At 37.6% G+C, this 21,322-nt stretch carries 20 protein-coding genes; 10 read left to right on the top strand and 10 right to left on the bottom strand.

Going from position 1 to position 21,322, the window contains the following annotated elements; genetic code table 11:
* Positions 1–533: 533 nt before the first annotated feature.
* From PR767_RS14730 to PR767_RS14715, 4 genes are all read left to right on the top strand, one after another.
* Positions 534–1,607 (top strand): zinc-binding dehydrogenase, encoded by a 1,074-nt coding sequence (locus PR767_RS14730; RefSeq protein WP_004914213.1) that lies wholly within the window; start codon positions 534–536, stop codon positions 1,605–1,607.
* 152 nt (positions 1,608–1,759) lie between these two features.
* On the top strand, positions 1,760–2,620 hold the full coding sequence (locus PR767_RS14725) for an ABC transporter substrate-binding protein (protein ID WP_370661211.1): 861 nt from the start codon (positions 1,760–1,762) through the stop codon (positions 2,618–2,620).
* A gap of 156 nt (positions 2,621–2,776) precedes the next feature.
* On the top strand, positions 2,777–4,261 hold the full coding sequence (locus tag PR767_RS14720; RefSeq protein WP_109911950.1) for a sugar ABC transporter ATP-binding protein: 1,485 nt from the start codon (positions 2,777–2,779) through the stop codon (positions 4,259–4,261).
* A 10-nt stretch (positions 4,262–4,271) separates the two neighbouring features.
* Positions 4,272–5,243 (top strand): ABC transporter permease, encoded by a 972-nt coding sequence (locus tag PR767_RS14715; protein ID WP_004905244.1) that lies wholly within the window; start codon positions 4,272–4,274, stop codon positions 5,241–5,243.
* A gap of 160 nt (positions 5,244–5,403) precedes the next feature.
* Here PR767_RS14715 and PR767_RS14710 read toward each other — a convergent pair whose 3' ends face one another.
* The 3 genes from PR767_RS14710 to PR767_RS14700 form a co-directional block, all read right to left on the bottom strand.
* Positions 5,404–6,411: a LacI family DNA-binding transcriptional regulator gene (locus PR767_RS14710; protein ID WP_109911949.1), complete on the bottom strand. Its 1,008-nt coding sequence runs from the start codon at positions 6,409–6,411 to the stop codon at positions 5,404–5,406.
* Positions 6,412–6,637: 226 nt separating this feature from the next.
* Positions 6,638–7,432, bottom strand: a complete 795-nt coding sequence (locus tag PR767_RS14705) for a sulfite exporter TauE/SafE family protein (protein ID WP_272520536.1) — start codon at positions 7,430–7,432, stop codon at positions 6,638–6,640.
* A 42-nt stretch (positions 7,433–7,474) separates the two neighbouring features.
* Positions 7,475–7,822 (bottom strand): thioredoxin family protein, encoded by a 348-nt coding sequence (locus tag PR767_RS14700; RefSeq protein ID WP_109911947.1) that lies wholly within the window; start codon positions 7,820–7,822, stop codon positions 7,475–7,477.
* 332 nt (positions 7,823–8,154) lie between these two features.
* On the opposite strand from PR767_RS14700, the gene PR767_RS14695 reads away from it, so the two are divergent.
* Positions 8,155–9,186, top strand: coding sequence for a phosphatidylinositol-specific phospholipase C (locus PR767_RS14695; RefSeq protein ID WP_004914233.1), 1,032 nt, complete (start codon positions 8,155–8,157; stop codon positions 9,184–9,186).
* A 214-nt stretch (positions 9,187–9,400) separates the two neighbouring features.
* Here the strand turns inward: PR767_RS14695 and PR767_RS14690 are convergent, their stop codons facing one another.
* From PR767_RS14690 to PR767_RS14675, 4 genes are all read right to left on the bottom strand, one after another.
* The gene (locus PR767_RS14690) at positions 9,401–9,703 is read right to left on the bottom strand and encodes a hemagglutinin repeat-containing protein (protein WP_231136608.1); all 303 of its coding nucleotides are present in this window, start codon (positions 9,701–9,703) and stop codon (positions 9,401–9,403) included.
* Between the two features lie 150 nt (positions 9,704–9,853).
* Positions 9,854–10,519, bottom strand: coding sequence for a heme exporter protein CcmB (gene ccmB / locus PR767_RS14685; protein WP_109911945.1), 666 nt, complete (start codon positions 10,517–10,519; stop codon positions 9,854–9,856).
* Positions 10,504–11,136: a cytochrome c biogenesis heme-transporting ATPase CcmA gene (gene ccmA, locus PR767_RS14680; RefSeq protein WP_004914240.1), complete on the bottom strand. Its 633-nt coding sequence runs from the start codon at positions 11,134–11,136 to the stop codon at positions 10,504–10,506. The genes ccmB and ccmA overlap by 16 nt, the downstream gene beginning before the upstream one ends.
* A gap of 32 nt (positions 11,137–11,168) precedes the next feature.
* On the bottom strand, positions 11,169–12,347 hold the full coding sequence (locus PR767_RS14675) for an ion channel (protein WP_004914242.1): 1,179 nt from the start codon (positions 12,345–12,347) through the stop codon (positions 11,169–11,171).
* 451 nt (positions 12,348–12,798) lie between these two features.
* Between PR767_RS14675 and cptA the strand changes: the two genes are divergently transcribed.
* Positions 12,799–14,508, top strand: a complete 1,710-nt coding sequence (cptA, locus tag PR767_RS14670; RefSeq protein ID WP_272520535.1) for a phosphoethanolamine transferase CptA — start codon at positions 12,799–12,801, stop codon at positions 14,506–14,508.
* 49 nt (positions 14,509–14,557) lie between these two features.
* Here the strand turns inward: cptA and PR767_RS14665 are convergent, their stop codons facing one another.
* Positions 14,558–15,241: a DUF421 domain-containing protein gene (locus tag PR767_RS14665; protein WP_272520555.1), complete on the bottom strand. Its 684-nt coding sequence runs from the start codon at positions 15,239–15,241 to the stop codon at positions 14,558–14,560.
* A gap of 307 nt (positions 15,242–15,548) precedes the next feature.
* Here PR767_RS14665 and PR767_RS14660 point away from each other — a divergent pair, with 307 nt between their 5' ends.
* From PR767_RS14660 to PR767_RS14645, 4 genes are all read left to right on the top strand, one after another.
* Positions 15,549–15,872: a hypothetical protein gene (locus PR767_RS14660; protein ID WP_272520534.1), complete on the top strand. Its 324-nt coding sequence runs from the start codon at positions 15,549–15,551 to the stop codon at positions 15,870–15,872.
* Positions 15,873–16,017: 145 nt separating this feature from the next.
* Positions 16,018–16,455 (top strand): GNAT family N-acetyltransferase, encoded by a 438-nt coding sequence (locus tag PR767_RS14655; protein ID WP_004914258.1) that lies wholly within the window; start codon positions 16,018–16,020, stop codon positions 16,453–16,455.
* A gap of 74 nt (positions 16,456–16,529) precedes the next feature.
* Entirely contained in the window at positions 16,530–16,796 is a 267-nt protein-coding gene (locus PR767_RS14650) for a DksA/TraR family C4-type zinc finger protein (protein ID WP_109911943.1), read from the top strand.
* A gap of 418 nt (positions 16,797–17,214) precedes the next feature.
* The gene (locus PR767_RS14645; RefSeq protein ID WP_004914264.1) at positions 17,215–19,221 is read left to right on the top strand and encodes a BCCT family transporter; all 2,007 of its coding nucleotides are present in this window, start codon (positions 17,215–17,217) and stop codon (positions 19,219–19,221) included.
* A 138-nt stretch (positions 19,222–19,359) separates the two neighbouring features.
* On the opposite strand, the gene PR767_RS14640 is transcribed toward PR767_RS14645, so the two are convergent.
* Positions 19,360–19,965, bottom strand: coding sequence for a hypothetical protein (locus PR767_RS14640; RefSeq protein WP_164528463.1), 606 nt, complete (start codon positions 19,963–19,965; stop codon positions 19,360–19,362).
* A partial coding sequence (locus PR767_RS14635; RefSeq protein WP_272520533.1) for a DUF637 domain-containing protein occupies positions 19,962–21,322 on the bottom strand: 1,361 nt, incomplete at its 5' end. The genes PR767_RS14635 and PR767_RS14640, both read right to left, overlap by 4 nt.

Genomic DNA, 21,322 nt, shown 5'->3' with positions numbered 1-21,322 from the left:
TTACTCTATTCAATTTTTTAAATTAAATTTTATAAATTAAAAATAACGTTCTATTAACCATTTTGTGTCTCTTTATTTAATGTAAATTTAATTTTTTTTCATATAAAAATGTGAGCTGAAATGTTTTTGCATAAATTATCCACTTCTGAAAATAGTTAAAATAATTATACTCGGCTTCATATTCATTTCTTGAAAAACTAAAAAAAGGAATGGAATAAGATTTTTATTATAATTTTCATTGTGTTACAAAATCATTTTTGACAGTCTCATTTTCCAATGAAAGTACTCAATTAGGTGACTAAAATTAGGGGTTAAATCACAAATTTTAGTTTTTTACATTCATACTTTCAAAAATGACGACGTCGTCATATTAAAAAGAATTTATTTTATCTATAACATTAAACAACCATTTTTCTTACATACATATCATTATTGATAGTTAAGCGTTAAAAAACTAAAGCAAATGCGTTATAAAAAAACGCTTAATGTTGACGTCAACATTAGGGTTAACAACTAGAAAGAGGTTTTAGAACATGAGTAACCTACCTGAAAAAATGAAAGCTGTTGTTTGTCATGGACCGCATGATTATCGCTTTGAAAACATTAAAAGACCGACGCCAGGATTTAGAGAAGTTGTCATCAAAGTTGATGGATGTGGGATCTGCGCTGGCGACTGTAAAGCCAATGATGGCGCTCAAATGTTCTGGGGTGATGACCCATGGATTAAAGCACCTGTAGTTCCTGGCCATGAATTTTATGGGCGCGTTGCTGAACTCGGTGAAGGTTCCGCTGAAAAATTCAAATTAAAGGTAGGCGACCGCATCTTAGCTGAGCAAATTGTCCCGTGTTGGGAATGCCGTTTCTGTAAATCAGGCAAATATTGGATGTGTGAAACCCATGATATTTACGGTTTCCAAAAAGAAGTTGCCGATGGTGGTATGGCTGAATATATGCGTTTTTCAGAGCGTGCCATTATCCACAAAATCCCTGATGAACTATCTGATAAAGATGCCGCATTAATTGAACCGATGGCTTGTGCTATCCACACCGTACGCCGTGGTGATATCGATTTAAATGACGTCGTCGTCATTGCTGGTGCAGGCCCACTTGGGCTATGCATGATCCAAGTCGCCAAATTAAAAACACCGAAAAAATTGGTTGTTATTGATGCGATTGATGAACGTCTTGAATTAGCGAAAAAATTTGGTGCAGATGTTGTTATCAATCCACTGAAAGAAGATGCCATCAAATTAGTCAAAGATATGACGGAAGGCTATGGCTGTGATGTTTATATTGAAGCAACTGGCGCCCCAATTGGCGTTACTCAAGGGCTAGAAATGATCCGTAAGCTTGGTCGTTTCGTTGAGTTTAGCGTGTTTGGTAAAGAAACAACCGTTGACTGGTCAATCATTGGTGACCGCAAAGAACTTGATATCCGCGGAGCTCACTTAGGCCCATATAGTTATGAAGTCGCTATTGACCTATTTAGCCGTGGCTTAGTTAGTGCTGATGATATCGTTACCCACTTCTATTCCATCGATGATTGGGAAGAAGCTTTTGTCATGGCGAAATCGGCAGACTCAATTAAAGTCGTCATCAAGCCATAAACATGTTTTTAACTGGTAGTAATAATTGATAATTCAAATAAACACTAAATAAGTAAAAACCCTACATATAATTAAACGCTCTTTTAGGAGAACATCTTATGCTGAGTAAATTTAAAAAGTTGGCTGTAGCTGCAAGTGTACTGACTTTAGGTATGGCTTTTAACGCTACCGCTAAGCCAGTTTCAGTGGGTATGTCATTTCAAGAATTAAACAATGAATATTTTGTCACCATGAAGGAAGCCTTAGAGAGCGCAACAGGTGATATGGGTGCCCAACTATACATCTCTGATGCGGCTCATGATGTATCAAAGCAAACCAGTGATATCGAAGATATGTTACAGAAAAAAATCGATATTCTGTTAATTAACCCGGCCGATAGCGTTGGTGCAGAAACAGCTGTACTGGCTGCGAAAAAAGCGGGCGTTGTGGTTATCGCTATTGATGCACAAGCAAATGGCCCAATTGACTCTTTCGTCGGTTCTAAAAACTATGATGCTGGCTTAATGGCGGGTAAACGTTTAGGTGAAGCATTAGGCGGCAAAGGTGAAGTGGCTATTTTAGATGGTATTCCTGTCGTACCAATTCTTGAGCGTGTTCGCGGCTTTGAAGCAGCGATGAAAGAATACCCAAATATTAAAATCGTAACTAAATTGAACGGTAAACAAGAACGTGATACTGCGATGAACGTTACCGAAAATATGCTGCAAGCGAATCCAACTCTCAATGGGATCTTCAGTGTTAACGATGTCGGTTCTTTAGGTGCACTAGCAGCGATTGAATCTTCTGGCCGTGATGTCAAATTAGTGAGTGTTGACGGTTCTCCTGAAGCTGTTGCTGAAATTGCCAAAGGCAACTCTCCATTTATTGCAACTTCAGCGCAATTCCCTCGTGATCAAGTGCGTATTGGTTTAGCAATGGGCTTAGCAAAATACTGGGGTGCCAATGTTCCTAAAGAAGTCCCAATTGATGTTAAATTGATCGACAAAACCAATGCAAAAGATTTCCACTGGTAATCGCTAGTTATCAATAACCGATGTATTGCACCTGTATTTCTGATGTTCGGTGCAATACATTTTCATAAATATTAATTATTAAATGCATATTGGAATAAAAATTCCAAATGGCTTTGTTACCCATTTTTAAGCAGTTGAGAAATATAGGGAAGCAATATGATGCAATTATTAGCATTAAAAGATGTCAGCAAAACTTTCCCTGGGGTTAAGGCGTTAGATAATATTAATCTTTCCCTCGAAAAAGGAGAGGTTCACGCATTATTAGGTGAAAACGGCGCAGGTAAATCAACGCTAATGAAAGTGTTATGTGGAATACATAAACCTGACAGCGGACAAATCCTGATTGAGGGCAAAGAGCACACCTTTCATAACTACAGAGATGCAATCAAAGCTGGCGTAGGTATTATTTTCCAAGAATTTTCTCTTATTCCTTATTTAAATGCTTTTGAAAATATATTTTTAAATCGAGAGTTAAAAAATAAGTTTGGTTTATTAGATAGAAAATTAATGCGAAAAAAATCACAGGAAATCTTAGCTGAGCTGGGTGTCAACATTAATATTGATGAACCTATTAGCCATTTAAGTATCGCGGAACAGCAGTTTGTTGAAATCGCAAAGGCATTATCTTTAGACGCTAAAATTTTAGTATTAGATGAACCAACTGCAACATTAACCCCCAATGAAGCAAATCATTTATTCGATGTAATGCGTGATTTAAAAGCTAAAGGGGTTGGAATGTTTTTTATTTCACATCATTTAGAAGAAATTTATGAAATCTGTGACACCATCAGTGTACTGCGTGATGGACAATATATTGGGTCACGTAAGGTTGATGAAACAGATTTAGACGTTATCATCGAAATGATGGTTGGCCGTGAAGTTGAAAATATTTATCCTCATAAACGCCAATTCAACGAGCAAGAAGTCATCTTAGATGCTGAAATTCAGCGCTTCTCATATAGCCCAACTAACCACCTTCAATTAAAAAAAGGTGAAATTCTGGGGCTTGCGGGGTTGGTCGGTTCCGGTCGTACAGAGACTATTCTTGCCATGATTGGTGCTGACAAAGCATACAAGAAAAAAGTTATTTTAGAAGGCAAAGAAGTTAAAGTTAAATCGGCTGCAGCTGCGCTGCAATTAGGTATCGGTTTATTACCCGAAAGCCGAAAAACCCAAGGTCTTGTATTACCCTTCTCCGTTAAAGAAAATATATGGTTAAACAATCACGCTCAAAAATTATTTTTAATTCAAAATAAAAAAGAACTCACTTTATCTATTGATCTAATTTCCCAAGTAAAAGTTAAAACACCAGAGCCTCACACTGCGGTTTCTACTTTAAGTGGTGGAAATCAACAAAAGGTTGTTATTGCTCGCTGGCTAAATAAACAAGCCAAAATTCTTATTTTCGACGAACCCACTCGAGGAATTGATGTCGGGGCAAAATCAGAAATTTATCAGTTAATGCGCTCTCTAACTGAAAAAGGAATTTCCATTATTATGATTTCATCGGAGCTACCAGAAGTTATTGGTGTCAGTGATAGAGTTTTGGTTTTTCGAGATGGCGAAATTGCCGCTGAGTTAACTGGAGATGAAATAAACTCAACTCAGATCATGGTACATGCGGCCGGCAATATTATATAGGATAACGACTATGTCTAATCAAAGTGCAATTCCATTAACTAAAAATAAGTTTAGTTTTTCTAAGTTAACTAAAATACCTGCATTTTTACCACTTGTTGGTTTAATTCTTTTATTTGTCTGCATGTCCATTTTTAATGAACATTTTTTAACTGTAAATAACCTTTCTACTATTGCTCGTCAGGTTTCTATTAATGCCATTATCGCTATCGGTATGACATTTGCTATCTTAACTGGTGGAATTGACTTATCCGTTGGTGCTGTTATGGCACTTTCTGGAACCTTGATGGCTGGCTTAATGAAATATTATGGAATGGATCCTTATGCAGCCATTGCTCTGGGGTTATTATCCGGTGTTGCTTTTGGCTTTATTAATGGGATTTTAGCGGCTTATGGTAAAATGCCGCCCATCATTGTCACCTTGGGTGCCATGATCATTGCTAAAGGCCTCGCCTTAATTTATACCGGTGGCTACCCAGTTTCAGGATTACCTCAAGAGTTTGCTTTTTGGGGACGAGAAGAATTAATGGGGATCCAAGTTCCTATTTTATTAATGCTTGGCCTTTATCTTATTTTCTATGTTGTACTAAATCATGTCTCTTTTGGCCGCTATATTTACGCGATAGGCGGTAATGAAGAAGCCGCTCGTCTCAGTGGTATCCGCGTTGAACGTTATAAAATGTTAGTTTACGTCATTAGCGGTTTTACTGCGGCTTTCGCTGGGTTAATATTTACCTCTCGAGTCATGAGCGGGCAACCCAATGCAGGCGTAGGCTTTGAGTTAGATGCAATTGCTGCAGTCGTACTCGGCGGTGCTTCAATCGCAGGGGGCCGTGGTATGATCATTGGCACACTCATTGGCGCAATGATCTTAGGTGTACTCAATAATGGTTTAAATTTATTAGGTATTTCACCTTATGTTCAATATATTGTAAAAGGCCTAATTATTTGGGGGGCGACCTTAATTAGTTCAATGAAACGCTAAATGAATAGTTTCTCATAACCATTAAAATAGGCAGGTATCGTTACCTGCCTATTTATATTTTTCATACATTAAATTACATGTATGTTAACTGTGCTCATATGCAACTCAAATTCTTTAGAGTACATATAAAAATCATAACGTACTTTATTTCTGATTCTTATTAATAAACAACAAGTTTCCCATCAACAAATATTTGTTTTGTTTTATGATCTTTATGTGAATCTCGTTCTATCTCAGAAAACAATAACTCAGTTGTTAATTCACCAAGATATACCGAATCATGGTGTACACCAGAAATAGATAAATGGTAAGTATCTGCATAGGGAGGTAAATCAACAGAAAAATAGCGGCAAGAAAGGCCTAATTCTAAAATGATTTTATACATTCCAGCTGTAATAATTCCATTCAACCCAACTATATACATATTAGGTGTGTACAGCTCTTGGACTTTTTTCCTTAAATAATCTTCATCATTCTTATTAAACATATAGCTACTGTATAAGACATTGATGCTTTTTCTATTTGGAAAATTTTCATATATCCCCGCTAAACGGGATAAACTAATTTCGGAGCCTTCTGGCCCTGAAACAATAAGTGTATTCTCACTATTTTGTTGGTTAAGAAATTTTCCTGTTAAAGCACCTATTTCAAAGTTTTTCAAGAATAAACCCGAATACTTATTTTGATAACCATAAATTGAACGGTCAACAAAAACCAAAGGCACATTGTGTTGGTCAATTAATGATAAGTAACTTGGTTGATAGTCTTTATCGTCACGAACTGGCGATAGTAGAATACCGCTCGCCTTGTAACTGACTAACGTTTCAATTGCTGTTTTTTCTGCTTTTTCATCGCTATCTGAATCAAAAATCATGACTTGATAGCCTTTTTCTTTCGCTAAGCGTGAAACTGTTTGAATAAGCACCACATAAAATGGGTTAAATGTACTGTCAGTGACCACACCTATTATACGGCTATTTTTATTTTTCAGATTACGCGCAAAAAGGTTTGGGACATAATTGAGTTCTTGCGCAATAGCTAATATTTTATCTCGAGTTTCTTTCTTTACCATCTCAGGATGATTAAATGCTCTAGAAACTGTAATATCAGTTACATTAGCACGTTTTGCTATATCAATTATCGTTGTTGAGCTATCTTGTTTTGTCATAATTATACTAGTCAACCTTTAATGATTACCCGGAAGAATATATTAGCAATCCATTTTACTATTATCTGGGTAGAAAAAATGCGATTATTCATTATACCTCTTTGAGCTTGAAGATAAATCAATTTCACTTTCATTAAGGAGAATAAATGACTGATAATTCAAAATAGTGACACATGCCGCATGAATTATAAAAAACCACTTAATTGCTTGATATTTAAAATCTATTTTAAATAACATTTAATTCAATCAGTACTGATAAAATCAACCATAGAGCAACAAAGATAACAACACTTGAAAATAATATTTGGATAGCCTTATTGGAAATATAATGCGTTATTAATCGACCAATTAATAAACCAATAACACAAGAAGCAATGAAAACAAGACTAATTTCTTTAGGGTACTGGAACCCATTCCAGACATTAATGAAAATACTAATACTACCAATACAAAAAATGACCATTAATGATGTTGCAATAATACTCTTCATATTTAAATTAGTGAATTTTCGCAATGCAGGAACAATAATAAAACCACCTCCCACACCTAACAGCCCAGTAAGTAACCCAGTAACAACACCAATGCACCCCAAGATTAAAGCAGTTTTAGTATTCCAAATAAATTTTCCAGTGTCTTTATTAATTATACAATGAGCATCATTCTGCACATCTGCTCGATTGAAAAATATACGGCATCCGACATAAATCATAACGAAACTAAAAGCAAGCGTTAACCAAACTGGTGGGGTAATATGGGCAAGATAAACACCATATTTAGCGGAAGGAATGCTCAATAATGCTATCCAAATAGCCGCTTTATAGCGAATGTTATTTTTTATAAGACCCTGAACAACACCAATAAATGCAGCAATTGTAACCGCTAAAAGACCAACGGGTGCCGCTAATGCCACACTCCAATTTTGGCTTGCCATTAACACTGGAACAGCAAGAATACCACCACCGGCTCCCGTTAAACCAAGTAGGCAACCTATCAATAACCCTTCTAATATCAGTATTAGCATTGTGAATGACTTATCATTATTTTCAAATATATTCGCTAAGCATTAACGCTTCCCAAGTACTTTATTCAATACCATTAATGCACAATTAAATGACACTTCTCCAGCAATAATATCGATTAAACGAGTATCTTGGAAAATCGCAATTGTCGGCACTGATTTTATACCATATTTAGGAGCCAAAGTGGGTGACTGAGCAATATCCACAAGACCAAAAACAATATTATTTTGTTGAAAATGCTTAGAAAGTTTAATGAAAATAGGGTGCATGCTTTTACAAGGCAAACACCAAGATGCCGAAAAATAAACAACTACCGTTTGATGCTCTTCCTGACCTAGAGGGTAAAGTGTGCTTGAGAAATTATCACTATCTAACTGTAAGATATGAGGCATTATACGCTACCTTTTTATACATTTTTTCTTAAACTAACATACTGAAGTGATACTTCAGATAATATATCACCTCTTATCCATTAGTTGTTCAATATTATTGATAAATTAAATATTACCTAAAAATCAATTGGTTGAGTTAAATTTAATCATAAAAAAATACACGCGTGAAAAATAATAAGTAGTTAAAATAAAATCTGTATTCATTTAACAAAAAATAACCATACAATATATATACGCTACTTTTATTTTTTATTATGCATTAATTTTTTATTTGTGAATATTCTTGTCGTTATAGTAACGACGTCGTTTAATATAACTTAAAGGTGTTCATAATGAAAAATAGACTATATCTTTTACTCTTATTAATATTTAGCCCTTCAATTTTTGCTCATTTAGATTCTGCTTATTACAGAAGCGCTTCTGATGGATTTACGGCGAAGCCTAAATGGATGGATACTCTTAGAGATGATATAATGCTTTCCGAAATAGCATTACCTGGGACTCATGATAGTGCTGCATATAAAAATTTTGTAGATAGTGTGTCAACACAAGCATTAAATTTTGACCAACAATTAGAATATGGTATTAGAGTATTTGATATCAGGGTGAGGCATACGAGTAATGCATTTGCCCTACATCATGGTAGTATATTTCTTGATGTTATGTTTGGTGATTTTATGAATTCCATTAATATTTTTTTATCAAAAAACCCTTCTGAAACCATTATTTTTAGGTTAAAACAAGAAATAGCCCCTGACAATAATAACACTCGCCCCATGAATAAAACATTAGAGTATTACATTGAATTATATAAAGATAAATATTTTAATTTACAGTCTATGGATACAAAATTAGGTGATGTTAGGGGAAAATATATGATACTTAGCAATAATGCTGCTTTTCATAATTATGGTTTAGCTTACGAACTTACAAGTATACAAGATAATTTCCATTTAAAAACCAATTGGCATTTATATTCAAAATGGGAGGCAGTAAAAACACAATTAGACCGTGCAAGTAATGGAAATAATAATAGAATCTATATCAATTACTTGAGTGGCTCTGGCGGTTCGTTTCCTTATTTTGTTGCAAGCGGGCATTCATCTCCAGGTACCTCAGCACCCCGTCTTTCTACCGGCTTAACCACTCCAGGATGGAAAGATAGTTATCCGGATTTCCCTAGAACATCTTGTGCTGGTATTTGTACAATTTCCTTTGAAGGTACAAATATTCTAACTCGAGATAAATTAAAATATTATAATAGCCTAAATATGAAACGCTCTGTCGGGATAATTATGGCTGATTTTCCTGGTGAGTCTTTAATAAGCCATGTAATAGATAATAATAAGAACCTACGAAAATAATTATTTTAAAATAAAGCATATAAAAGAATAAATTTTTCCCTTTATTTTTAATAATATCCAAACAGATTTTATTTTAACTAGAAATTTATTACAAAATCACTTAACACCCAAATTTCTAATTTGCTATTTGACTGGTGAGAGATAAGTTTATTAATGCAAGTCCCAGTATTTTCTAAGACTTGCATCCGTCCCGCAATATCCGTGATTTGTTTGCCTAACTGCTAATGACCGCACCATCGAGCTGGGCGTGAATGCCAGCGGTCACTTCTGTGTCGGTATAAAACTGGCTGTCACTCTTTTCAAATCCGCTGCCTTTATTCACACTCGCATTGACATTCCAACCGCCTGTACTGATACCCGCACCGATTGAGCCACCTTTACTTTCATTTTTGCCACCCACCGTTTGCGTATTCGTCGCACTGGTCAGGTTAATATCATTTTTGGCAGTTATCCGGGTATTTTGTCCACTGATCTCACCTGAAAGTTGATTAATAACGGTCGTTGTGTTTAAAGCCAGTTCGCCAAGACTAGAAAATAAACAAGGAAAAACAATTTATTGATTTTCGGCTGATAACACAAAGCGGGAAAAAATACGCTTTATCCCGCTTTGTCAACAACCTCAAGGGCAGTTTTACTTTGCCCTTATATTCTGTGAAAGGAAAAATATCTAACTATTACTTATATTCAGTTTCAATGCAGCGGCGATAGCGAGAGGAGAAAAGGTAATGCTCGCTGCAAATAACGCGGCAAGAATGGCAAAATAGCCATCGAGAGGCATTTTAAAGCTATGTGCCTCCATCGTACCCGTTGCATAAATAAGCACTGGAATATAAAGCGGCAAAACGAGCAGACTAACTAAAACCCCGCCTTTTTTTAAGGAAACCGTTAATGCCGCACCAATCGCGCCAATAAAACTTAATACCGGCGTCCCTAGTAATAAAGTACCCGCCAACACCAATAGCGTGTCTGCACTAAAAGACAACATTAATGCCGCAACCGGAGATAACAAGATCAATGGCAACCCAGTTACTAGCCAGTGGGCGATCACCTTAGCAAATACGGTTACAAATAAAGGATGTGGCGCAAGTAACAATTGCTCAAGGGAGCCATCAAGATAGTCATCCTTAAATAAACGCTCTAGTGATAATAGTGAAGACAAAATAGCCGCGACCCAAAATACCCCAACGGCAATACGCGCTAATAATTGAGGCTCAGGACCGATACTAAGCGGAAATAATGTGATAACAATTAAGAAAAACCACAACGGGTTAACGAGCTCAGAAAAACCTCGGAAAGCAATTTTAAGCTCCCGTTTAATTAATAACCAAAACATGATTCAACCCCACCCGTCAGTTTTAGTGAACCAAATTGCCCTGACATCGCTTGGTGAGAGGTAAACAAAATAATCCCCCCCTGCTCTGCATGCTGATGAAAACGTTCTGTTAAACGAGCGACTCCCGCCACATCAATTGCGGTGAAAGGCTCATCAAGTATCCACAGAGGGGCTTCGCTTAGCCATAGCCTGGCTAAATTAACGCGCCGTTGTTGCCCTGCAGAAAGTTGGCTAACAGGAATATCTTCATAACCGATTAATGAAACTTCCTCTAAAGCAGACCAAATCCGCTCGCCTTCATGCCCTTTATGGTGCATTTGATAATAAAACTTGAGGTTTTCATAAGGTGTCAGTAACGATTTAACCGCAGGTTTGTGGCCTAAATAAAGTAAATGGCGAGTGAATTCTTCTTTTAGCTTATCAATCGATTGATTATTCCAACAGACCGCACCTTCATCAGGTTTTAATAACCCAGCCATCATACGTAGCAGGGTTGTTTTTCCCGCTCCATTAGGCCCTTCAACTTGTAAGATTTCACTGGGCTGCACAATAAAATCAAGTTGATGGAATAACACCCTATTTTGCCGATGGCAACTCACTTGTTGAGCACTTAGCATGAAGCACAATTCCTGTTGTTTTTATTTTGAGGTTAGCTTTTTGCAACTTTGTTCAACAGCATATCACTAATAGAGTCACTCGATATTGCTTCACCGCAAAGCACTTGCATCAAAACCTCTGAACCTAAGGTCGATAATGAAAACAACATATCAGGTTTAAGTAAGCGAACTTTATCCATATTACTTTCTTGGTTAATTAACACCACGGTTTTCACCGTGCCCTCAACACCCGCTTGTTCTTTCACGCCCAATAGGGCAAAAGTGCTGAGCGAATCGCTATCCGTCATCACCAGTACGCACTTAGCATGTTTTACGTTTGCTGCTGCAAGCAATTCCGAACTGGTGGGGTCGCCCGTTACAATGTTATCTTTTTCTGGATAATGGCTACGATGGTTTTCTTGGCAAATCACGGCTACAGGTAGCTCTCGTTTTTTCAGCCCTTGATAAACATTGACGGCCATCGGTGTGCTACCAATCACCACATAATGATTTTTCATATAAGAAAACCTCTTACGCACAATTTCTTTCGTGCCTTTTGCTAACACCCCAACAATATAAACCACTGAAGTGGTAAAAATTGTGATCCCTAAAATAATCACTGTCACCGTGAACACACGCGCATCCACGGTGACCGGTACAATGTCACCAAACCCGACCGTCGTCATGCATACTAAAGCAAAATAAAAGGCCGTAGTGCCATCTTTAACCACTGGCGAAAATTCATTACCAATGTATAAAGTGCCAAAAATGGAGTAAAGCAACAATGCGATAATACACGTGATCGCCACAAACCCTGCACTAGTTAAGCTATGATGATGATATAGCTTCCAAAACACACACAATGCAATTAATAAAAAGAGCGAGAAATAACCTTGGTGAATGTTTTCTTGCGCTAACCTCAAATCAACAAATGAAATAATTCCAAGTAAAAATAATGAGAACACCCAGGCGATACGGGCTCCATTAACCATAAATAGCGATAGGAAGATAAGCGAAATCCCCAATAGAAAACGAGGAATATCCAGCAGTTTCATAAAACCGAGTGATTTCAACCACTGTGTCAGCCCAGACTCACGCCAATCAATATAGTCGGTATAAGCACTTAACACAGGCTTTAGAATCATTGTGCCATCAATAATAATTAATAATGAGAGCAGCACCCTGATTGATAAGGATGATTTCAAAAAAGCCACAAATGAGTTGTCTAACATAAGTTGCTCTCACCCTTTATTGATAATGTTGGTCAAATTTTTATACACCATAAATAGGTTAAAAGATAATATCAACTGAATGAAATATTATTAAACAATAATTCAAGATTTTACTGTTTTAGTATCAACGTATAAAACATTGTCTATAATGCAATATCATAGAAACAGTTTCGAGCTGTAACTTGGCTCAGAAGTGCAGTTAACCCCCTGCATCTTGAAAGATGCCGATTCATACTCTAAATATTTCGAGAGGCAGGTAGGCGACAAATGACGATAGGCAAGGAGCATAGGTAAACTATGTGACTTGGCGAGCGGAGTGCAGTTAACACCCCTGCATCTTGAAAGATGACGAGTATGGGGAACTTAAATTACATCTTCATATCTAAAAATCGATTTCTCAATTATTTTTCAATTCGACTTAACAATAATAGAAACAAGAGTTTAAAAACCTATGAGTAACACTACACACTCGGAAAAGTTTAGCTGGACCTCTCTGTTCTGGTTACTAATCTACTTTTGGTATTTTTCATCGTTATTACAGCTGTATGTGCTCGTAACCGGGCAAAGTAACTCCATTGGCCTTAGAGACTCACTACTTTATAGCTCCCTTTGGCTAATTCCTGCTTTATTGTTCCCAAAAAGAATCAAATTAGTTGCTGGGGTGATAGGTATTGTTCTTTGGCTATCCTCTGTTGTTGCACTCGCCTATTTTGTGGTTTATGGCCACCAAATATCGCAAAGTGTCATGTTCGTCATGTTTGAAACTAATACCAATGAAGCTGGTGAATTTCTTAAGCAATATTTTAGCTTCAAAGTCCTAGGCGTCATACTCGCCTATACTGTCGTGGCGATTCTCCTTTGGACGCGTCTAAAACCTGTCACATTACCCAAACCAGGGCGAATTGGTATTTCATTACTGATTTTAGTTATTTTATTCGGAATTCCTTATTATAACAAAGGGATAAAACAAGACCGACCAATGGCTAATGTTGCGTCTTATTTGAATAGTAAACTCGCCTATGCTGCACCATGGCAATTTGTTAGCGGTTACTTTTTATATAAAAACCAGTTGGCAAACATGGAAGAGCTAATCCGTGACAACAGTAAAATTCCGCCACTAGAAAACTTCGTCGATGCAAACGGTGATACACCACGTACATTTGTATTAGTGATTGGTGAGTCCACCAGCCGCGATAGAATGAGCCTGTATGGTTATTCACGCCCAACCACGCCTGAGTTAGAAGAACTTGCAAGGGATTATCCTAACAACTTATCAGTATTCAATGATGTTGTGACATCACGACCTTATACCATTGAAGCGCTACAGCAAATTCTGACGTTTGCGACACAAACTGAACCTGAACTGTTCAATTCACGCCCTTCTATGATGAATATGATGAAGCAAGCGGGCTTTAAAACGTTTTGGATCACCAACCAGCAGACAATGACTGAACGTAATACCTTATTAACTGCGTTCTCTCGCCAAACAGATAAGCAATATTATTTGAATAATGATATGGCTCAAAGCTCACGTATCTATGATGACGTGGTTTTTTCTCCATTCAAAGAAGCACTTGCAGACCCTGCTGAAAAGAAATTTATCGTTGTTCATCTGTTAGGGACTCATATGCGCTATGAATTCCGCTATCCTGAAGATAAAGCTATTTTCAAAGACAAAGATAGCGTAGTTCCCGCTAATTTAAATGAGGACGAAGTAAAAGATTATAATGCGTATGATAACGCACAACATTATAATGACTATGTTGTTTCAACATTAATCAAAGACTTTGATTCTTCAAAAGAAAATGGTTTTTTGGTATTTTTCTCGGACCACGGTGAAGATGTTTATGATACCCCGCCCCATGAAATGTTAGGGCGTAGTGAAGGTAAGCCGAGTAAAGTCATTTATAATGTGCCTTTCCTAGTTTGGCAATCACCCGAGTGGTTATCAACTCATCAATTTGATTTGAATGATAAAACAACTCGACCGTTCAGTAATATGGACTTTATCTATGCTTGGTCTGATTTAGCGGGTTTAAACTATACTGGATTTGAACCTGAAAAAAGCCTATTTAATGAATCATTTAAGCCTCAGCCTCGATATATTGGTGACCCAGATAATAAATCCTCATTAATGCTCTATGATGATTTGAAAAAATAATTAAGCCTCTGTCGGTGAAATATTTTTTGTATTTCACCGACCTATTCATTTAAGCAATAACTTTTAGATGCTGTGCATTTTTGCGGTTTATTTTACCATCTCGCAAAATAAACGTGACTTCACCGCGCCAAAATTCAGCCAAGAAAATATCACTTATTGATTCAATGCCTTGTAATTCAATTTGCTGCATTAACCAGCTTTCATCTCTTTCGATGGACTCCAAACCATAGCTTCTAATAACCCCTTCTTTTATCAGGATCACTGATGGCATATTTTTTTCATCGCAAATAATAGTTAACTGCCCATCGGGCTCTATTTGTGCATAATAAATCTCTTGAAAAGAGTGAATTCCTTGCGCATGAATTCGAGATGAAATATTGATAAGGTCTATCTTATTGGCTTTCTCTAAAATGTTTTCCATTATAAATTGGCCTTTTTTAATGATGGGTATGGGATTACCAATCGCCACATTACGAAAAAAATTAAATCTTTTTGTTAAAAAGTTTAAAAAGCTAATAAACAAAACACCAATAATTAAAATAGTCACATACTGGTACAATGGGATAGTATCACTGTAAATCACCCCGCCAATAATGCCCCCTAAGACGAAATTACCAATGAAATCAATAGGAGTCATTTGAGAAAGCTGCGTTTTTCCCGATAGATTCATATGAATGATAACAATGGCAAAACCGATAATAAACTTTAAAATAATCAACGAATAATAGTACACCATATTGCTATTCCTTTGTTATCTAAAACATACATTTGTTTTCATTATTTATTTAACTATTAAGTTTCGATCAGTTTAGCTTGATTATCTACCTTTTATAGCCCTATAGCATGGAACAAACGATTATTTTCCCAAAAAATAGGTTTCAATCCGAATCCAAATTCTAAAAACATCTTTACATTTCAGTGCATTAGATATTTGGTTTATAATACTCTTAATTTCAACTATAGTTAAATATACACATTGGCAATCATGCCAATATCGGGATTTAATAATGTTTTACCTACATCGTGCTAAGGATATGTTTATGAATATAAAACTCATTACTTCACTTCTTTTCGCGGGTCTTGTTACTGTTATCGCTGGTTGTGATGACTCATCCAAACCAAGTGATACCGTTAAACAAGCAGAAGAAAAAGCACAGCAATTAAAAGAAGATGGTGAAAAAAAAGCCAATGAACTGACTGAAGATGCAAAAAATAAAGCTGAAGAGTTGAAACAAAACGCGTCAGAGCTAAGCCAAGAAGTCAAAACAGATGCGATTAATAAAGCCGATGAAGTAGCAACCGATATGAAAGAAAAAACGGAATCGCTCAAAGCAGAAAATGACGCTGAAACTGATAAAAAATAATTTTCTCCTCAGTTCTCTTCAAGAATGTGGGCTTTAAATGCCTGCATTCTTATTTGGTGCAAAAAAAAACAACAAAACCCGCCTAACTAGTTCGCCATTCCACGATATAATTACACTTCTTATTCATTAGCAACTAGGAAAACTAATGCAAATTAAACACAGTATTGGGTACGCAAACCCAGAACTCCTTACCGATGCTTTCAGCCTGCGCCAACAAGTTTTTACTCAAGAGCAGGGGTTCCCCGCTGATATCGATGTCGATGAATATGATGAATCCGCATTACATGTAGTTTTGTATTTAAATGATCAGCCAGCAGCTGTATTACGCTGCGTACTACTTGAAGACACTCTCATCAAAGTTGGTCGTGTCGCAGTACAAAAGCCACACCGCGGCAAAGGGCTTGGACGTGAACTAATGAAATTTGTAGAACAATATGGTCGCTCCCACCATTACCCTAGAATTGCTCTTTCAGCACAACATACGGCCATTGATTTTTACCATACCCTTGGGTATCAAACTGAAGGCGAAATGTATGATGAGGACGGAATGGACCACATTTACATGACATTATCTTTAGAGTAATAATTGCCCTTGAATTAAATTCTCTCGTCCCTATATTGATAGAAGGTCAAGATTTAATCAAATAGAGGTGAATAATGGCAAATGGTTGGGCAAATGAAGATGCCGTTCAAGAACAAATTGATGCCACTCTTGATGATGCGGTAGCGAAAGCGCGACGGCAATTACACTCCGGTGAAAGCGCCGAGTTTTGTGAGGAGTGTGGTGAAGCCATTCCTGAAGCCCGCCGCTTAGCATTGCCCGGCGTTAAATTCTGTATTAACTGCCAAAATGAATTAGATAAAAAACAATCTGCATTTAGTGGTTATAATCGACGTGGCAGTAAGGATAGCCAATTACGTTAGTTACATTTTCATCCCAATTTATCTGTGCTTTTTACTTACCTAGCACTTACTTTCACGTATTTGCGTTAACTTATTGGTAAAACATGTAAATAGTGCATCATTAACTATTAATTTAATGATAATTAACATGATATTTTCATCCCTTATTTAATCTTATTTCCCACTTTTGTTGATCATTCATCTATATCATGGCAGTATAACCGCCTATTTTTTAACTTATGAAGGTGGCAAAGACTCGGATTTCATTACTACTTTAGGCAGTTTAGCCTGTCATCAACACCATATTATTGTTCTTTCTATCTTGTTTCCTTAGGGAACCTTTTCGCAATTATTCATTGTTTCATTAAGAAGGACAGCGCGTTGCATACTTTGTCAATTTCGGTATGCCAAAAATAAAATAAAACAAAAGAAGGTTGTTATGAGTCAAATTGCTACTGATTCTAAAAAAGTTCGTTCTAAAATTAGTCCCCCTGTGTTTTATAGCTCTGCCATTATTATTTTGGTTATCGTTGGCTTTGCCGCTTTGATGCCAGAAGTCGCAGAATCTCATCTAAGTCATCTTCAACAAAATTTATTTAATAACGCAAGTTGGTTCTACATTCTTGCTGTCGCTATTATTCTTTTGAGTGTGACTTATCTGGGACTCTCCCGTTACGGGCAAATAAAATTGGGCCCAGACCATGCCCTGCCAAATTTTAGCTATGTGTCATGGTTTGCGATGCTGTTCTCCGCAGGTATGGGGATCGGCTTAATGTTCTTTGGGGTTGCAGAACCCGTAATGCACTACCTCAACCCACCGGTCGGTGAAGCACAAACGGTTGAAGCCGCTAAAGAGGCTATGCGCTTAACGTTCTTCCACTGGGGGTTACATGCTTGGGCGATTTACGCCATTGTCGCATTAATTTTAGCGTTTTTTAGCTATCGCCACGGCCTCCCTCTCACATTACGCTCCGCCCTTTACCCAATTATTGGTGAGCGAATTTATGGCCCTATTGGTCATGCGGTTGATGTCTTTGCTGTGGTAGGTACGGTATTTGGTGTTGCCACTTCTCTCGGGTTCGGTGTGCTACAAGTAAACGCAGGTTTAAACCATTTGTTTGGTTGGCCTGTGAATGAAACTGTACAGGTGATCTTAATTATCACCTTTACGGGTTTAGCGACACTTTCTGTGGTTTCAGGCCTTGATAAAGGTATCCGTATTTTATCTGAACTCAACCTTGGCCTTGCTTTCTTATTACTGGTACTTATTGTTGCTTTAGGGCCAACAGTGCTTCTGCTTAAATCTTTCGTTGAAAATACGGGGGGTTATCTATCAGAGATCGTCACTAAAACCTTTAATTTATATGCGTATGAACCTAAGTCCAGTGGCTGGTTAGGAGGTTGGACCTTACTGTATTGGGGTTGGTGGTTATCATGGTCACCATTTGTCGGGATGTTTATTGCACGTATCTCCCGCGGCCGCACCATCCGTGAATTTGTCATGGGCGTATTATTCGTCCCTGCAGGGTTCACATTGATGTGGATGACGTTCTTTGGTAACACGGCGATAGATTTAATCAAAAATAAAGGCGCAACACTATTAGCAGATACGGTACAAGCTGATGTGTCTCTCGCTTTATTTGAGTTTCTTAATTACTTCCCATTTTCTTCTGTGCTCTCCTTTTTTGCTATGTTGATGGTAATTGTATTCTTTGTTACTTCAGCAGATTCAGGCGCTATGGTCGTTGATACCCTAGCCTCTGGTGGTGACTCAAATACCCCAATTTGGCAGCGTATTTTTTGGGCTGGGTTAATGGGTGTCGTTGCCATTACCATGCTGTTAGCCGGTGGTTTGCAAGCCTTGCAAACACTGACAATAGCCAGTGCGCTACCGTTTGCGATGGTGTTATTGGCCTCTATTTATGGGTTATTTAAAGCACTTCGAGTTGATGCGTATAAACGCGATAGCCAGCAATTAGCGACCATCGCCCCAACCGCCAGTCGTAACCCTATTCCATGGCAAAGGCGTTTACGTAACATCGTATATTTCCCTAAACGCGCGCATGTTAAACGCTTTATGGAAGAATCTGTGAAGCCATCAATGGAAATGGTATCGGAAGAACTGGCCAAACAAGGTACTGTATGCCATATCCATACTGACAAAGATGACCGAATAGGTTTTGAGGTCGATTTAGGCGACGATATGAACTTTTTATACGAAGTTCGCCTCCGTTACTATATTCAGCCCTCTTTTGCCTTAGCGGGTATGGGCACAGAAAGTGATGATGAAAAGAGTGAAGAACAACGCTACTACCGCGCTGAAATTCACTTAAAAGAAGGTGGGCAAGACTACGATGTGATGGGCTGGGCAAAAGAGCAGATCATTCACGATATTCTTGATCAGTACGAAAAACATATTCACTTTTTACACTTGTTGGGGAAGTAGCCCAAAAAGAGTGAGATTGAATATTAAAGACTGAAGTTTACACAGTAGTAACCGCCATCGTTACGTAAAGATGGCGGTTATTTATGATTATTTCCTAGCTTTGCCTTGTTTTATTTTTTCGCTTAATAGCCCATAACCTTAGTCATGGTACATACGCGGAAAATACTCACTAATTTTATCGTTATCCAGTAGCCTATCTTTTGTGAAATCAATGGTATCAGATATCGCAATTCCATGGCGCAATTCTTCAGGAAAGTCTTCAATTGAAGCATAAATAGTCGGCATCAAATAACGAAAATAATCCCCCATCTTAGTTTCACCTTCATAGCCGACAGGGTAATCATCTCCAGGGTTATTGCCTTCTATCGCTTGATAAATAAAAAAACCTTTATTGACTGTCAGATTAGTATCACTGTAATGTCCCGAAGTCATTAACTCATTTTCTATGCACTCTTCAACTTCTTTTTTCGAAGATAGATGTCGATAAAGACATGATGAATATAAATCTAAAATAGCTGAGCCACCTTTATTGAGGGGATAATTTACAAAGGTTGCTGATTCTTCCCACATGTATTCATTTAAATCATTCAAAAGCTCTGTAACATTATTAATCGCCAATAACGATTTAGGTAAATCACCAAAACCATTATTAATCATGACAGCAATTTTTCCGTTTTTATCCATGGCAAACCAAGTAAAAACCGAACCAAAGCTAGGTTCCCAATTAATATCTAACATACTCATCTATCTACTCCTGTTGGCCATGTAACTAGGCAATTGTCACATGTTTCTTTTATTGCTTTTAGCGAAATTGTATCTTTTCCCCAAACCTCTCGAGGCCTGACCGCTTGGGTAAATCGGATATTTTCTGGCTTAACTCCTTGGCGGATCAACGAGTCTGCTGCTGATACCTCAGCACAGGCGCCCACTTTATTTTTACAAAATGTTGTATATTCAGCTATTTTAACACCAAGTTTTTTCTCAACATAAATTACAGTGTCCTTGTTCAGCATTTCAGCTGAAATTTTACCATCGCTGTATCCAATAGCTATCTTCCCCGTTACAGGATCATATGCACCTATCATGGTGGCTGTATTTGCAGCCTGCGTCTTAGACGGGAGTCTATTAATTTCCGCAACCAATTTGTTAGTCGCAGAGGCATGTAATTGCTCTTTTTCTATGATGGGGATTAATTTAGAGGTATTAAGTTTGCCAGATGTTAATAACTCCTTTGAGGTAGTTGGTATTGCATTTTTTAATGATTTAAGTGCCTCCTCAGAGTTCGCTACAACCTTAAAGCCAGCCCCCCCGATTGCAGCTGTCGATATAGCAGCTTCAGGTGCGGCTATCTCTGCGACTGCCAAGCCTAGCTTATTAGCACAGAAACTGACGCTTGCTTTACAACCAGCAAAGCCTAATTTTAGCCCTTCTGCAATTTGTGGAGTTGCGGCAATAACTACTTCACCTCCGAGTATGATAACTACCCCTCCGACAGCAACTAAGCCCACCACTCCAGCAGCCTGTTCTCTTGCGGCTACTCTTTGTGCGGCGGCTTTATCTCCCTTAGCTGCCGCCATCATATCGAGATTGTTCTCTATAATTATTTGCTGGAGTTGATGCTCTGTATAATTATATGTATAAACCAATTCAGCAGAATTAGCGGCAGAAAAAGCGCCTTCCGGCTTATGGGTAATTAATGCCCCTGCAAGTCCACCTAAGACTTTAGTGAATTGAGTTTTGGCTTCATTACCTTTGATAGCATCTTGTACCAATGCAAGTTGTCTTTCTTGCTCATTGAGATATTTAGGCTCAAACAATTTACTGTTCAATGTTATTGCAGCTAACTCTGCCGCTAACGCACCAACAACTGCGCCTTTGACATTAGCCCCAGATATTTCGGCACTCAATCCTGCCAATGCCATATGGCTAAGTGTCTTTCCAGCATGACCGATGATTTTTCCCTGTTTATCTACATATAAATACTGGAATTTATCACCTATCAGGTTAGCCCCTTCGGCTTGAATTTGCCCTGCCACACTATTGAGTAGGGCTGTTTTAAAGTTGTCCGTGAAGCTCCCACCTTGAATCGCTGTTCCGATAG

It is taken from the genome of Providencia sp. PROV223 (assembly GCF_028479245.1).
Classification (GTDB): domain Bacteria; phylum Pseudomonadota; class Gammaproteobacteria; order Enterobacterales; family Enterobacteriaceae; genus Providencia; species Providencia rettgeri.
Note: the sequence above shows the minus strand (reverse complement) of the source record. Positions and strands in the feature narration are given on the sequence as shown.